Source organism: Agromyces sp. NPDC058064, from assembly GCF_042885275.1.
In the GTDB taxonomy this organism is placed as follows: Bacteria; Actinomycetota; Actinomycetes; order Actinomycetales; family Microbacteriaceae; genus Agromyces.
Genome location: NZ_JBHVSE010000001.1, coordinates 281,511 through 295,783 on the forward strand (window position 1 = coordinate 281,511; position 14,273 = coordinate 295,783).

At 72.9% G+C, this 14,273-nt stretch carries 13 protein-coding genes; 1 reads left to right on the forward strand and 12 read right to left on the reverse strand.

Going from position 1 to position 14,273, the window contains the following annotated elements:
- Positions 1–13: 13 nt before the first annotated feature.
- The 4 genes from ACFVSL_RS01325 to ACFVSL_RS01340 form a co-directional block, all read right to left on the reverse strand.
- Positions 14–1,126: a DUF418 domain-containing protein gene (locus ACFVSL_RS01325; RefSeq protein ID WP_386937797.1), complete on the reverse strand. Its 1,113-nt coding sequence runs from the start codon at positions 1,124–1,126 to the stop codon at positions 14–16.
- Entirely contained in the window at positions 1,123–1,974 is an 852-nt protein-coding gene (locus ACFVSL_RS01330) for a universal stress protein (protein WP_386937799.1), read from the reverse strand. The genes ACFVSL_RS01325 and ACFVSL_RS01330 overlap by 4 nt, the downstream gene beginning before the upstream one ends.
- A gap of 109 nt (positions 1,975–2,083) precedes the next feature.
- Entirely contained in the window at positions 2,084–3,685 is a 1,602-nt protein-coding gene (locus tag ACFVSL_RS01335) for a hypothetical protein (RefSeq protein ID WP_386937800.1), read from the reverse strand.
- Positions 3,682–4,461 (reverse strand): glycosyltransferase family 2 protein, encoded by a 780-nt coding sequence (locus ACFVSL_RS01340; RefSeq protein ID WP_386937802.1) that lies wholly within the window; start codon positions 4,459–4,461, stop codon positions 3,682–3,684. The genes ACFVSL_RS01335 and ACFVSL_RS01340 overlap by 4 nt, the downstream gene beginning before the upstream one ends.
- Positions 4,462–4,526: 65 nt before the next feature.
- On the opposite strand from ACFVSL_RS01340, the gene ACFVSL_RS01345 reads away from it, so the two are divergent.
- Complete coding sequence (locus tag ACFVSL_RS01345) at positions 4,527–4,988, forward strand: GtrA family protein (RefSeq protein ID WP_386937803.1); 462 nt, start codon at positions 4,527–4,529, stop codon at positions 4,986–4,988.
- Here the strand turns inward: ACFVSL_RS01345 and ACFVSL_RS01350 are convergent.
- The 8 genes from ACFVSL_RS01350 to ACFVSL_RS01385 form a co-directional block, all read right to left on the reverse strand.
- The gene (locus ACFVSL_RS01350; protein WP_386937805.1) at positions 4,972–5,586 is read right to left on the reverse strand and encodes a thymidine kinase; all 615 of its coding nucleotides are present in this window, start codon (positions 5,584–5,586) and stop codon (positions 4,972–4,974) included. The genes ACFVSL_RS01345 and ACFVSL_RS01350 overlap by 17 nt on opposite strands.
- Entirely contained in the window at positions 5,587–6,273 is a 687-nt protein-coding gene (locus tag ACFVSL_RS01355) for a response regulator (protein WP_386937806.1), read from the reverse strand.
- Complete coding sequence (locus tag ACFVSL_RS01360; protein ID WP_386937808.1) at positions 6,260–7,393, reverse strand: hypothetical protein; 1,134 nt, start codon at positions 7,391–7,393, stop codon at positions 6,260–6,262. The genes ACFVSL_RS01355 and ACFVSL_RS01360 overlap by 14 nt, the downstream gene beginning before the upstream one ends.
- The gene (locus ACFVSL_RS01365) at positions 7,390–8,709 is read right to left on the reverse strand and encodes a sensor histidine kinase (protein WP_386937810.1); all 1,320 of its coding nucleotides are present in this window, start codon (positions 8,707–8,709) and stop codon (positions 7,390–7,392) included. The genes ACFVSL_RS01360 and ACFVSL_RS01365 overlap by 4 nt, the downstream gene beginning before the upstream one ends.
- 127 nt (positions 8,710–8,836) lie before the next feature.
- Positions 8,837–9,979, reverse strand: a complete 1,143-nt coding sequence (locus tag ACFVSL_RS01370; RefSeq protein ID WP_386937811.1) for an Rv2578c family radical SAM protein — start codon at positions 9,977–9,979, stop codon at positions 8,837–8,839.
- Positions 9,980–10,077: 98 nt separating this feature from the next.
- Positions 10,078–11,886, reverse strand: a complete 1,809-nt coding sequence (locus ACFVSL_RS01375) for an ATP-binding cassette domain-containing protein (RefSeq protein WP_386937812.1) — start codon at positions 11,884–11,886, stop codon at positions 10,078–10,080.
- Positions 11,887–12,276: 390 nt separating this feature from the next.
- A complete protein-coding gene (locus ACFVSL_RS01380) occupies positions 12,277–13,755 on the reverse strand; it encodes a malate:quinone oxidoreductase (protein WP_386937813.1) in 1,479 nt (492 codons plus the stop codon).
- A 77-nt stretch (positions 13,756–13,832) separates the two neighbouring features.
- Positions 13,833–14,273: a VOC family protein gene (locus ACFVSL_RS01385; protein WP_386937814.1), complete on the reverse strand. Its 441-nt coding sequence runs from the start codon at positions 14,271–14,273 to the stop codon at positions 13,833–13,835.

The window sequence follows — 14,273 nt, forward strand, 5'->3', positions numbered from 1 at the left end:
CGCCGTCCGTCCGTCAACGCGTCGGACCGTCGACCTGCGCGGTCGGCCTCACCCGGCCACGGCCGCTCGCGGCACGGAGCAGCCGCTCGAGGGGTCCGCGTCCGAGGAACCGCTGCCAGAGCCAGGCGAACGCCATGCTCCCGACGATGAGCCCGATCGTCAGTGCCCAGGAGTCGTCGGTCATGAATCCACCCTCGACCCGCTTCGCCCCGGAGATCACGACGAGATGGAGCGTGTAGATCGTGAGCGGCATCGCCCCCATCGCCGTCACCGGCGAGAGCACGGCGCCGGCGACCCGCCGCACCGCAGGACGCGCGAGCGCCGTGATCGTCACCGTCGCCGCGACGACCACGAGCCCGACCCCGACGTTGCCGAGGGCGAGCGCCGAAGCCGAGACCGCGTGCTCGGCGGGCGACGCGGTGGCGTCGGCCTCGGCGGGCAGCAGCCGTGTGAGCGGGAGCATGACGGCCGCGGTGACGGCCCCGGTGAGCGCGTACCGCGGCACCACGCGCGGATCCGCCGCGCCCAGGCGCGCGAGCCCGAGCCCGATGAGCATGACCGGCACCCAGACGATCACCGGATACGCGCCGGTCAGCATCCAGTCGTACAGCAGGCGCGGCCCGTCCTCGCGCGCCGACATGACGTCGGCGCTGTATTGCACGGCCGTCGCGAGACCCGGGGTCACCGCGAGCAGGCCGGCACCGATCGCGAGGGCCGCGCGAGCCGGCCGGAAGAGCAGCGGGAGCATGACGAGGAACGCCACGCCGTAGACGTCGAGGATGATGAAGACGAGCGGGCGCAGCGTGGCGGCGATGATGAGGCCGAGTGCGATCAGGATGACCGCGCGCACCGCCAGTTGACGGCGGAGCACCCCTCGCCCCTCCACGACGGGGCGGACTCCCCCGGTGAGGAAGCCGAGCCCGAAGCCGGCCGTGAGCGCGAACAGCAGTCGCGGTCGCTCATCGGCGATGGCGATGAGCTCCGCGGCCTCGGGAGTGGCTGCGACGGGCGCCACGTGCGCGACGAACATGCCGATCAGGGCGAGACCGCGTGCCGCGTCGATGCCGTCGACCCTCGGCGCGGGCAGGTCGCGCACTCGCGCGCTCAGCCCGGCCGGCACCGTCACCGGACGACGACCGTGGGGGCTTCGAGATGCGCGAGCACGCCGTGGCTGACCGAGCCGAGCAGGAATCGGGCGAGCGCGCCCCGGCCGTGGCTGCCGACGACGAGCAATGCGGCCTCCTCGGCCACGTCCGAGAGGGCGATGACCGGGTCGCCGGCGATGACGCGCCGGTCGATCTCGAGTGAGGGCCGGTCGGCGATGGTCTGCGCGAGCGCCGCCTCGAGCACGTCGTGGGCTGACTCGGTCAGGTCGTCGACGGCGACCATTGCTCCCCCGTAGCCGTACTCCCCGCCCGACAACGGCACGAGATCCCAGGCGTGGACTGCGATGAGCGGCCAACCGCGCCGCTCGGCCTCCTCGGCCGCGAATGCGAGGGCGCGCGCGCCGACCTCGGAGCCGTCGACCCCGACGGCGATGCCGGTGCGCATCGCGACGTCGATGTCGGGCACGACCGCGACGGGCACCCGGCTCGCCGCCGCGACGCGGAGGCTGTGGACCCCGCGCCGACTCGCGCGTCTTCCTCCGTGCCAGTCGCTGCCGACGACGACGAGGTCCGCGGTTCGCGAGCACCGCTCGAACACCTCGATCGGCGATCCCTGCTCGAGCTCGCTGACGACGGCGAGGTCGGGATCGACCCGACGGGCGACCTCGACCGCGTCGTCGAGCGTGGCGCGGGCGCCTTCGAGCGCCGCGAGCAGCAGACGTGCATCGCCGCCCGACTCGATCGCCTCGTCGACCACGTGCACGAGCCGCAGGAGGGCGGACCGGGCGCTCGCACGTTCCGCGGCCCAGCGCACGGCCAGAAGACCCGCGCGCTCCGCGGTACCGACCCCGACGACGATCTCGCTCATGCGGCGCCCCTCCCACGTCCATCATCACGCGGATTCGGCGCCGGCGCCAGACGCCGGTTCGTCGTTCGTCGAGCGCGGCCCAGGGTCCGCGACCGACGATCGGCCTGCGCTAGTCCGGAGGCGCGCACACGCGGTATCGGCCGCTGAGCAGCAGCGAGTCGCAGGCCTCGGGGCGGTGCGACTCGTGCCAGACCTGCGGGTCGCCCACGACGGCCTCGCCGGCGTCCACGAGCCCGGCGTGCGCACCGGAGAGGACGACGACGCCGACCTCCCCGCCCCACGGACTCGCGAGCCGCACCACGCCGAGCTCGCCGTTCAACCGGGCGATGTCCTCGGCGGCCGCGCGCTGGTCGCCGAGCGTCTCCCAGGCGCCGTACGCGGGAGCGGCGATGCGCCCGCCGAGCGAGGCGGCGAGCAGCGCGATGCCCGCGAAGCCGAGGGCGATCGCGACGATGCGACCGGATCGACCCGCGGACGTCGATCGAGTCGGACCGGGCTCGCCGGGAGTCGCGCCCGACGGCGCGTCCACGCGTCGACCGGCGAGCGCGATCCGCGCGAGCGCGATGGTGGCGGCGACGAGCACCGGCCCGAAGGCGAGCACGGCGGGGGCGGGGTGGCGCAGCCAGCTCGGCGTGTGCATCGAGAACGGCCACCAGATCAGGAAGATCAGGAGCCCGAGCAGTGCGGCGCCCGTCACCACCGCGAACTCCCGGGGCGCGGCCGATGCGCCGCCCGGCCTCGCGAGCAGCCGGGGGTCGCGCAGCACCGCCCGCAGGCCGAGCACCGCCAGGACGATCGCGACCACCAGGACGGTCGCGACGAGCCACCACGGCAGGTGCCAGGCCGCGAGCAGCGCCTGGAGCTTCTCGATCGGAGGCACGGCGTAACCCCGTTGACCGCCTCCGCGCAGGAACCAGCTGAAGTCCCGCAGATTGGCGTACCACTCCGCGGGTCCGAGCGCAGCGAGCTTGGCGATCTCGAACACGAGGGTCGGCGCGGCGGCGCAGGCTGCGGCTGCGAGCACTCGCGGCCACGCGCGCCGCGCACGCCCGAGGAGGGTCGCACCCGGCGCGTCGAACAATGCGGCGATCGCGAACGCGGGCAGCGCGAGGACGGCGATGAACTTCGTCTGCACCGCGAGGCCCGCGAGCAGTCCGGCGAGCCAGGGTCGCCGATGCACGACGGCGAGCGCGGCGGCCAGGAGGCCCGCGGCGGTGACCTCGCCGAGCACGTCGACGGGCGTCTGGATCGGCGAGGGCAACGGGTCGGCCGCGAAGGCGAGCGGTACGGATGCCGCGGCGAGGCCCGCCCATCGGCCGCCCAGCCGGCGACCGATCGCCCACAGGCCGCCGAGGAGGAGCAGGTACCCTGCGAGGCCGACGAGGCGCCCGGCCACGACGGGATCGATGCCCAGTCCGATGAGCGCGGCGACGGGCAACAGCATGACGGGGCCGGTCGAGATCCGCACGTCGAACGGGGTGAGCTCGCTCCCGGAGAGCGTCCCGTCGCTCGCGTAGCCGAGCCCGCGCAACAGGTTGAGCGGGACGGTGAGGTTGAACGCCTCGTCCTCCCAGAGCCGGACGGTCGTGAAGGCGGGGACGAGGACCGCGATGTTCGCCGCGACCACGGCGATGACGACGACCCACCACAGGAGTGCTCCCGCGCTGATCCGGCTGTCGCGGCCGAGGGCGGACGAGTCGAGCCGGCTCACGCCGAGGGCCTCGGCTTCAACGAGACGCGCCACAGTTCGATCGCGGCCTGTCGGGCGAAACGACGGAGCCGGGGCGGCGGCAGCCTCGGCGACCGCGGCGGCCCGGCGCCCGCCTCGGTCCACATCGTGCCCTGCGCGTCCCCGCCGCGCCGCGGCAGGCTCGACACGCGCAGGTAGCGCACCCGGTAGCCGCGCCTGGCCTCGGCGATGGAGAAGTGCACGTGCGGCACCAGCGCGTCGGCCGGCACGGTCGACAGCAGCTCGCCCAGGGCGGCCGGACGATACGCCCGGAGCGGCGTGTTCACGTCGGGGATGCGGCGCCCTGCCGCCAGCGCCACGACGGCGCCGACCGTGAAAGTGAGCGCCCGACGGAACCAGGGGTCGGTCCGTCCGGTGCGCACGCCGTGCACGACGTCCGCGCCGGTGCTGACCGCGGCACGGACGAGCCTCGCGAGATCGGTTCCGGCGAACTGCCCGTCTCCGTCGACGTGCACCACGAGCTCGCCCCCGCCCTCGAGCCCCGCTCGGTAGGCCGCCAGCGCGGTCGGCCCGTGCCCGCGATTCGCGTCTGCGGTGATCACCCGCAACGCGGGGAGCTCCTCGGCGACCGCCGCCAGCGCCAGCGCCGTGTCGTCCGTCGACCGGTCGTCGACGACGACGAGCTCGAGCGTCTCGGCCAGCGGCTCGAGATCGGCGTCGATCTCCCGCAGGAAGCCGCCGATGCCCTCCGCCTCGTTGTACGCGGGCATCACTACGACGAGATGCCTCAGCCGCACGTCGACTCCTCGGATTCGCTGCCCGTGCGCTCACCGCACGGGCGTTGGGTAGTAGCGTAGTGGAGATGTCGACCCGAGCCCGCTGGCGCCGCGTGGCCGGGCTCGGCGCCCGGTTCCTCACCGTCGGCGCCGTCTCGACGCTGATCGAGATCGGCGTCTTCAACGCGCTCTACCTCGGACTCGGCTGGGACGTCGTGTGGGCGAAGATCGTCGCCTCGCTCGTGGCACTCGTCAACGCGTACTTCGGCAACCGGGAGTGGACGTTCCGCGACCGCGGCGGGCACAGCCGAGCGGTCGAGATCACGCTGTTCGTGATCGTCAACGCGCTCTGCACGGTGCTCGGCGCCGTACTCGTCTGGGCCGGTGTGGCCGCGGCCTCCGCGCTGCTCGGTCGGGAGGCGGGGCCGGTCGCGGTGAACGTCGTGAACCTCGGGAGCATCGCGATCGTCGTCGTCGCGCGATTCGTCCTCTACCACCACGTGGTGTTCCGCGGCGAGCGCACGCGACCCGTCAGTGGCGCCCGTTGAGCACGCCGCCCGACTCCTGCAGGTAGCAGACGCCGCAGAGCGACTCGTACTCGACCTCGACGCCGTCGATCGCGACCTGGTCGCCGTCGAAGATGTACCGCCCGTCGACGCTGCGGCCGTTGAAGATCGCCTTGCGCCCGCAGCGGCAGATCGTCTTCAGCTCCTCGAGCGAGTGCGAGACCTCGAGGAGGCGTCGGCTGCCGGGGAACGCGACCGTCTGGAAGTCGGTGCGGATGCCGTAGGCGAGCACCGGGATGCCGTCGATGAGGGCGATGCGGAGCAGGTCGTCGACCTGCTCCGACGAGAGGAACTGCGCCTCGTCGACGAGCAGGCAGCTCACGTCGCGTCCCGACTCCTCGATGACCCGGGTGCGGTGCCCCTGGAACCGGTCGAGCACCGGGGCATCCTGCTCGATCACGAAGTCGACCTCGCGCACGACCCCGAGGCGCGAGACGATGTCGCGATCGCCCTTGGTGTCGATCGCGGGCTTCGCGAGCAGCACGCGATGCCCGCGCTCCTCGTAGTTGAACGCCGCCTGGAGCAATGCCGTCGACTTGCCGGAGTTCATCGCGCCGTAGCGGAAGTACAGTTTCGCCATCTACTCGAGGAACCCGTCCTCCGCCGCGCGGCGGATGAGCTCCGCCTTGCGGCTCGCCGGGCGGCCGACCTTCGCGTACTTCTCGCGCACCCGGCGCAGGTAGGTCTTCGCGGTCTCGTAGCCGACGTCCATGCGCTGGCCGACCTCGAGCGTGCTCAGCCCCTGCGCGTAGTAGCGCAGCGCCTTCTCCTCCGCGGGGCTGAGATGCACGCCGGACATCGTCGGCACCGCGCCGCCGACGCCGGGCTCCCCGGTGCGTCGGACGCCGAGCCGGGAGGCCTGCCGCGGAAGTCGCTCGCCGCGCATGACGCGGCGGGCGTAGTCGACGAGCACCTCGGCGGGGAGGGTCTTCGAGACGAACCCGGCCGCGCCCGCGGCCATGCTGCGCTCGCGCGAGTCGTCGTCGTCGAGCGCGGTCACCACGATGACCCTGGCGCCCGCGGCGCGGCAGGCCCTGATGCGGGACTCGATCGACACGCCGTCGGGCAGCTGGAGGTCCATCAGGACGATGTCGACCGGGAACTCGGGACTGCGCACGAGATCCATCCACGAGGTCGCGGTCACGACGACGTCGAAGTCGACCGCACGGTCGATGAACCACCGCGCGAGACTGTCGACGATCAGACTGTGGTCGTCGAGGATCGCGAGCCGGTGCCGATGCTCCGGGACCGCGTCAATCGATGACATAACTCAGCTCCACACGTACATTCTCTCGCGTCGAGGCCGATTCGGCACCCAAGGAAACGGCGCGCGCCACAGCGATGAAACGATCGATCTCGCGTTTCGCCGGCGGGCGGCTCGCGGGGACGGCCGAAATCACGATCCGGCCGCCGTCGAGGTCGGTCACGAGGGAGACCGAGATGCGCTCGGAACGCCCGGGCTCCGCGAGCCAGGTGATGAGCGCGGTGAGCGCGGAGCGCTGGTCGTCGCCGAGCAGGTCGGCCGCTCCGGACGGATCGTCCACGAGCGTCTCGATGCCGCGCGCGAGCCGGAGGTTGGTGGCGAGGTCGTCGAGCCACGTCGACTCGAGCCCGGCCCGCAGCGCCCGGCGCAGTTCTTCGGCGAGCTCGCGGGCGCGATCGGCTTCGGCGACCGAGATGCGCTCGGCGGTCATGACGCCGGCGAGGAACGGCAGCACCTCGCGACCGAGCACCGAGACCCGGCTCTGCTGCACGGAGCGCGCGATGCCGGCGCGCAGTTCGCTGTCGCGCTGGAGCGCCGCCCGGTTCGCCTCGCGCTGCCAGGCGAGGGTCTCGGCGATGATCGCGTAGGCGTACCCCGCCGCGGCGGCGGAGAGCGCGATGACCGGCGACGCGTTCACCGCGACGAGGGCGCCGACCGGCGCATCCGCCGCGATGTAGCTCGACGCGCCGACGACCAGGATCGACAGCACGATCGAGGCGAGCACACCGGCGAGCGCCAGGGACACCCACGTGCAGTACGGCGCCACCGCGAGGATGAGCATGCCGATCACGACCGGGCCGAAGTCGTCGTAGAGGTAGCGGTTCGAGCCGACCGTGCTGGTGTACTCGGCGATCGCCGCGCCGACGGCGAGGGTCACCACGACCCAGAGCCGCTCGGCCGTGAAGGGCGCCCGCGACGGCGCTGCCGAGATCGAGGCGACCGCTCCGGCGGCAGCGACCAGGAGGATCGCGATGATCGCCGCGATCGGCGAGCCCACTTCGGCGCGATGCACCCAGGTGAGCGCGACCGCGGTGCCGAGCGCGAGGGCCGACCCGATGACCACGATCGGCGCCGCGGTGATGCCGCCGATCGGATCGGCCTCCTGCTGCGTCAGGCGCATCATGCTCCGCCCTCGGGCACCGTCAGCACGATGGTGGTGCCGATGCCCTTCGTCGACCAGAGCCGGACGGTGCCCTCCTGCTGCTCGATGCGGGCCCGGATCGACGTGCGCAACCCGATCCGGTCGTCGGGCACCTCGCTCTCGTCGAAGCCGACGCCGCTGTCCATCACCGCGATCGTGACCTCGCCGCCCCCGAGCCCGAGCGCGAGCTCGGCCTCGTCGACGCCGGCGTGGCGTGCGACGTTGATGAGGCACTGCGCGACGGCCGCGTCGAGGGCCTCGGCCCGCCCCGGACCGAGGACGTGCAGGATCTCGGGGTCGCCGGTGACGCGGACGTCGAGCCCGGCGTTCTCGGCCGCGGCGAACGCCTGCACGAGCGTCGCGGTGCCGGCGGCGCGCGACTCGGCGGCCTCGGGCAGGGGCCGCGTGCGGATGGCCGCGCCGACGCCGCCGCGGCGCGCGAACCGGCCGCGGCCGGACGCGCCGTTCGGCGAGGGCCCGTGGACGGGAGCGGGCCGGCGGCGGCCGCTGCGATCGCTCCCCGTCGCCTGTCCGGAGTGGTCGATGGCCCAGTCGCGCCCGACGATGAGGCCGAGATCCTGGCGGATGCCGGCGCGCAGGCGCTCGTCGACGGTGCCGGACCCTGCCGCGGCGATCGCGACGAGGTGGCTGAGCGCCGTGTCGTGCAGCCTCGCCGTCGCCCGCAGCTCGTAGTCGTGGCGGATGGCGAGCTCACGGGTCTGCTGGCTCGCGCGGTGCAGCCCCGTCTCCTGACGGGGGTCGGAGCGACGGGAGACGCCGTCGAAGATCCGCACCACGAGCAGGATGCCGAACGCCGCCGCGGCCGCCGTGCTCGGCTCGTAGCTGCCGCCGACGAGGGCGACGCCGAGGAACGCGGCCGCCTCGCCGAGCGCGTAGCCGAGCGTGGCCCAGACGATCGCGATGAGCGAGCCGCTGCCGGCGCCCCCGACGAGCAGGAGCGCGATCCTCGGCAGGGCGAGGACCGCGTTGTTGGTCGATTCGAATCCCCCGGGCTCCATCACGAGCATCGTGAAGGCGATCGTCGCCCCGGTGCCGACGACGAGCGCCAGCACCGTCAGCGTGACGGTCGGATACAGGGCGACCGCACCGAGGGCGAGCACCATCACCGCCGCGAGCGCGGCACCCGTCCACGCGTTCGGGCGCTCGCCGACGGTGGCGACGAGGACGCTCACGACGATCGTGATCGCGAGGCACGCGAACGCGGCGCAGTGCCCGGCGAAGGCGAGTGCTCGACTCAGGCTGTCGCGCGCGAGGTGCCCCGGCAACCCCAGGCTCATCGTGAACCTCCACTCGCGAGCAGCGCCCGATCTTCGCGAGCCGATCGGACTCAGCGAATTATCTCAGTTCGGCGGGATTTCGCGCATCTTCACGCACTCGGCCGCGCCGTCTCGCTCGGGACGGGGGTCAGAACAGGGCGGCGGGGTCGGCGATCGCGCCCAGTTCGGGCGGCAGCTCGAGCCTCGGCGTCGACCCGACGGAGCCGGACCCGCGACCGTTGCCCGCGACCGTCGGTCGCGCGTTCGGCCCCGGACGGGACCACCGGTCGCCGGGTGGGGACTTCGACCGGATACCGCCCGTGACCGGGTCTTCGATGCCGCGCTCGAGACCGCGCGCGCGGATCAGCGGATGCAGCCGCCGGCCGAGCCACTGCCGGTACTCCTTCGGTGCGTAGGCGTTGTTGCCGTAGTACATCGAACGGTACTTCGGCACGAGCTCGGGGTGTTCGCGCTCGAGCCACTGCATGAACCACGGCTTCACCGCACCGCGCAGGTGCAGCGCGGCGTAGAGCACGCTCGTGGCCCCGGCGGCCTTCACCTGCCGCAGCGCCTCGTCGAGATGCGCACGCGTGTCGGTGAGGTACGGCAGCACGGGCATCAGGAACACGGCGCAGTCGAGCCCGGCCTCGCGAACGGCCGTCACGGTCGCCAGCCGCGCCTTGGTCGAGGGCGTGCCCGGTTCGAGCGACTGCTGGAGCTCGTGGTCGTGGATCGCGATCGACATCGCGAGGTCGACCGGCACGTGCTCGGCGGCGGAGGCGATGAGCGGAAGATCGCGACGCAGCAGCGTGCCCTTCGTGAGGATGCTGAACGGCGTGCCGCTCGTGGTGAGCGCCTCGATGATGCCGGGCATGAGCTCGTAACGGCCCTCGGCCCGCTGGTAGGGATCGGTGTTCGTGCCGAGCGCGACGGGCTCGTGCCGCCACGACGGCCGGACGAGCTCGCGTCGGAGCACCTCGGCGACGTTCACCTTCACGATGATCTGCCGATCGAAGTCGTCGCCCGCGTCGAGGTCGAGGTACTCGTGCGTCGGGCGCGCGAAGCAGTACAGGCAGGCGTGGCTGCAGCCCCGATAGGGGTTGATCGTCCACCCGAAGGGCATCATCGACTGGCCGGGAACCCGGTTCAGCGCCGACTTCGCGAGCACCTCGTGGAAGGTGACCCCGGCGAACTCGGGCGTCTGCACCGAGCGCACGAGGTTGTTGAGCCGGGCGAGACCGGGCAGCGCGTCGACCTGGTCGACCCCCAGCTCCTGCCCGCTCCACCGCACTCGTTCATTCGAACATACTTTCGAATCTCGCGCAAGCGAACCGTGGGCGGGTCGGCGGCGACGGATGCCCCGGGCGCGACCCCGGGGCATCCGTCGACTCACCCGGCGACCGCGGCGGACACCGCGGTGCCCGACCGCAGCTCGAGCCGCTCTCCCGCCCACCGCCGCCGCAGCCAGCGGTCGTGGCTCGCGATGACGACCGCACCCGGATAGCCGCCGAGCGCTTCCTCGAGCTCGGTCGCGAGCGCAAGCGACAGGTGGTTCGTCGGCTCGTCGAGGAGGAACACGTGCGGCGGCCGCGCGAGCACCAGGGCGAGCGCGAGCCGGCGCTGCTGCCCGACCGAGAGCGCCCCGACGGGCCGGTCGAGGTCGCGTGGAGCGAGCAGGCCGAGCCCCGAGAGCGGCACCTGCTCCGCGCGACGCTCGCCGAGCACCCGCTCGTACGTCGCCCGCGGCGTCGCATCGGGGTCGGCGAAGCGGACATCCTGCTCGAGCAGCTGCACGCGCAGCCCCTTGCGCCGCTGCACGACGCCGCGATCGGCGGCGACGGCGCCGGCGAGCACCCCGAGGAGCGTCGACTTCCCTGCCCCGTTCGCCCCCGTCACGAGCATGCGCGAGAGCGGCTCGAGCTGGAGGCGCTCGAGCCGGAGCCGGCCCTCGACCTCGACGTCGTCGAGTTGGACGAGGAGCCCCGCGGACGCGTCGAACGCATGCGATCCCGACGGGATGCCGGCGAACTCGAGCGGCGCCGGCGGCCGGCGGAGCTGCTCGCGCTCGAGCGTCGCGAGTCGCTGCTCGGCGTTGCGCACCCGGCGTGCGATCGAACGCTCGACGTTCTCGCCCTTGAAGTACTTGAGGAACTTGTCGTTGTCGGTCGCCGCGCGCCCGTGCGAGACGTTGCGCGCCGACCCGCCGATCGAGGCCCGCAGGCGCCGCAGCTCGTCCTGCTCGTCGTCGTACTGGCGCTGCCAGCGCGATCGCTCCTCGGCCTTCACGTCGAGGAACTCGCTGAACCCGCCGCCGAAGACGGTGCCGCCGAGCGTGCCGCCCCGCGCCCCTGCGCCCGCGGAAGCCGCCCCGCCGGCCGACGCCGACGCCGACGCCGCGAGCGCCCCCTGGCGCCCGGGATCGAGGTCGAGCAGGCCCGTCGCCGCCCGATCGAGGAACGCCCGGTCGTGGCTCGCGAACACGACCGGTCCGGCGAAGGCGCGCAGGCGCCCCTCGAGGAACTCGGCCGCGTCGTCGTCGAGGTGGTTGGTGGGCTCGTCGAGCAGCAGCGCATCGGGCGCCGAGAGGAGGAGGGCCGCGAGGGCGAACCGCGAGCGCTGGCCGCCCGACAGCTCGTCGATGCGCCGCCCGAGCCCGAGCCCGGCGACGCCGAGCCCGTCGAGCAGTTCGTCGCGCCGGGCCTCGGCGGTCCAGACCTCGGCCCGTTCGGCCGCGTCGAGTGCGGCCGCGTAGCGCGACGCGGCAGCGTCGGCCCAGGCCTCTGCGGGCTCGGCGTGCCGGTCGCCCGTCGAGGGTCCCGCACCGAGCGCGGCGGCGGCGTCGTCGAGCTCGCGCTCGATGGCGCGCACCTCGGCGAGCGCCGCCTCGAGCACGAGGTCGACGCGAGCGTCGGGCGCGAACGGCAGCTCCTGCGAGAGCAGGCCGGTGCGGCGCGGGCGCGTGATCCGCCCGGCGACCTCGGCGCGGTCGAGCGGCTCCGCGCCCGAGGCATCCGCGCCGTGGTCGGCGGCGATGAGGCGCAGCAGCGTCGACTTGCCGACGCCGTTCTCGCCGATGAGGCCGAGTCGGTCGCCCGGGGCGACCGCGAAGCCGAGGTCGGCGAAGACGCGCCGGTCGGGGTAGGAGACCGAGAGTCCGTCGGCCCGGAGGTGGTTCGAATAGGAGAGGTGTACAGCCAAGGGGTCCGCCCTTCGCGAGAGCTCCCGAACGGCCGCCGGATGCCACGGCGACGACGCGGTCCGTCCGGTGCACCGGCGGTGCCGGGGCGGCCTCGACGGCGCCTCGGCCCGCGCGCCGGCCGCGGATGCGGCGACCGTTCGGGAGCGGAGTGGATCCCGCCGGGCGTTGCCGGACGCGGGTGCACGAGACCGCTGTCGCGATCAGCACGGGTCGATCAGGACCGTGTGCACACCCGACGTCAACGGCGCCTCAGGCGCGGGACGAGGGGGTGTGCTCACTTCATAGCGTGCACGACCATAGCAGGGCGCGCGTCGCCTGCGCAAACGGGCGCCCTCCGCCGGAGCGTCGTCGAAGCGCTCGCTCCGCTCCGCTTCTCGAGCGAGGCGGTGTCAGGCCGTGAGGCCGAGCACCTCCGCGGTCGCCTTCAGCGACGCCTCGGCGGCGACCGGGTCGGCGGAGAGCTCGGTGCCGTAGCTCGGGATCATCTCGCGGAGCTTCGGCTCCCAGTCGGCCATGCGGTCGGGGAAGCAGCGCGACAGCACGTCGAGCATGATCGGCGCGGCCGTCGAAGCGCCCGGCGAGGCGCCGAGCAGGCCCGCGATCGTGCCGTCGGCGCCCGTGATGACCTCGGTGCCGAACTGCAGGATGCCGCCCTTCTCCGGGTCCTTCTTCATGACCTGGACGCGCTGGCCGGCCGTGATGAGCTCCCAGTCCTCGGTCTTGGCCGTGGGCATGAACTCGCGGAGCGCCTTCATCTTCTTCTCGCGGTTCGCCATGAGCTCGCCGACGAGGTACTTCACGAGGTCGAAGTTCTTGAGGCCGACCTGGATCATCGGGCCGAGGTTGTGCAGGCGGATCGAGAAGGGCAGGTCGAACCAGGTGCTCGTCTTCAGGAACTTCGGCGTGAAGCCGGCGTAGGGCCCGAAGAGCAGGGCGGTCTCACCGTCGACGACGCGGGTGTCGAGGTGCGGCACCGACATCGGGGGCGCCCCGACGGCGGCCTTGCCGTAGACCTTGGCCTGGTGCTGGGCGACGATCTTCGGGTTGGTGGTGCGCAGAAACTGGCCGGAGATCGGGAAGCCGCCGAAGCCCTTGATCTCGGGGATGCCCGAGTGCTGCAGCAGGGCGAGGGCGCCGCCGCCCGCGCCGACGAAGACGAAGCGCGCGTGCACCGTCTTCGGGGTGTTGCCGACGGTGTGGCGCAGCCGCAGGCGCCAGGTGCCGTTCTTCAGCCGCTTGAGGCCGGTGACGTGATGGTTCGTCTGGATCGACGCGCCGCGCTCGGCCATGTCGGCCATGAGGTACTTCGTGAGCGCGCCGAAGTCGACGTCGGTGCCCGCCTCGATGCGGGTCGCGGCGACGCGCGCCTTCGGGTGGCGCTTCTTCGCGAGGAGCGGGGTCCACTCGGCGATGCGCTCGAGGTCCTCGGTGTACTCGAGGTCGGGGAAGAGGGGCTCGTCCTTCAGTGCGGCGACGCGCTTCTGCAGGTACTCGATGTTCGCCTTGCCGCGCACGAAGGTCATGTGCGGGGTCGAGTTGATGAAGTTGTGCGGCTCGGGCAGGGCCCCGTGCTCGACGAGGTACGCCCAGTACTGCCGGCTGATCTGGAACTGCTCGTTGATCGAGACCGCCTTGGCTGCGCTCACGGTGCCGTCGGCGTTCTCGGGCATGTAGTTGAGCTCGCACAGCGCCGCGTGGCCGGTGCCCGCGTTGTTCCACGCGTTGGAGGACTCCTGCGCGACCTCGCCCAGGCGCTCGTAGACGCGGATCGTCCAGTCGGGCTGCAACTGGGAGATGAGGGAGCCGAGCGTCGCGCTCATGATGCCCCCGCCGATCAGCACGACGTCGACGGTTTCCTCTGAATTCACACGTTCGAGTGTAGTTGGGGTTCGAGGGTGCCCTTGACCGGGCCATTTCCCGCACGCCCCCCGCGCACGCCCGTTCGTCAGGCCAGCTGCGGCAGGCCGCGCTCGTCGAGCGGCCACCCGGGGTTGTGCGCGAGCTCCCAGAGGTTGCCGTCGAGGTCGGCGACGTAGCCGCTGTAGCCGCCCCACTCGGTCTCCGCCGCCGCCTTCGCGATCGACCCGCCCGCGAGCACCCAGTCGCCGACGGCGTCGTCGACCTCCTCGCGCGAGCCGAGGTTGATCGCCAGCGCCACCGCCCGGAAGCCGGGTGCGTTCGCGTGGAACGTCGGCAGCGCCGCGTCCTTCGCGAGCTCGGCCGTCTCCCAGAGTGCGACGACCCCGCCCGGGGTGGCGAAGAAGGTGATCTCGCCGGCCACGGACGAACGAGCTTCGCGCCAGCCCAGCCGGTGGTAGAACGCGGTGGCCGCCTCGACGTCGGCGACACCGAGGGTCACGAGAGAGAACCGCTGCGGGATGCCCAT

Coding starts and splice junctions, on each gene's coding strand:
- ACFVSL_RS01385 (WP_386937814.1), bottom strand. CDS start 14,273: ATGGGCATCCCGCAGCGGTTCTCTCTCGTGACCCTCGGTGTCGCCGAC.
- ACFVSL_RS01355 (WP_386937806.1), bottom strand. CDS start 6,273: ATGTCATCGATTGACGCGGTCCCGGAGCATCGGCACCGGCTCGCGATC.
- ACFVSL_RS01345 (WP_386937803.1), top strand. CDS start 4,527: ATGTCGACCCGAGCCCGCTGGCGCCGCGTGGCCGGGCTCGGCGCCCGG.
- ACFVSL_RS01330 (WP_386937799.1), bottom strand. CDS start 1,974: ATGAGCGAGATCGTCGTCGGGGTCGGTACCGCGGAGCGCGCGGGTCTT.
- ACFVSL_RS01365 (WP_386937810.1), bottom strand. CDS start 8,709: ATGAGCCTGGGGTTGCCGGGGCACCTCGCGCGCGACAGCCTGAGTCGA.
- ACFVSL_RS01360 (WP_386937808.1), bottom strand. CDS start 7,393: ATGATGCGCCTGACGCAGCAGGAGGCCGATCCGATCGGCGGCATCACC.
- ACFVSL_RS01350 (WP_386937805.1), bottom strand. CDS start 5,586: ATGGCGAAACTGTACTTCCGCTACGGCGCGATGAACTCCGGCAAGTCG.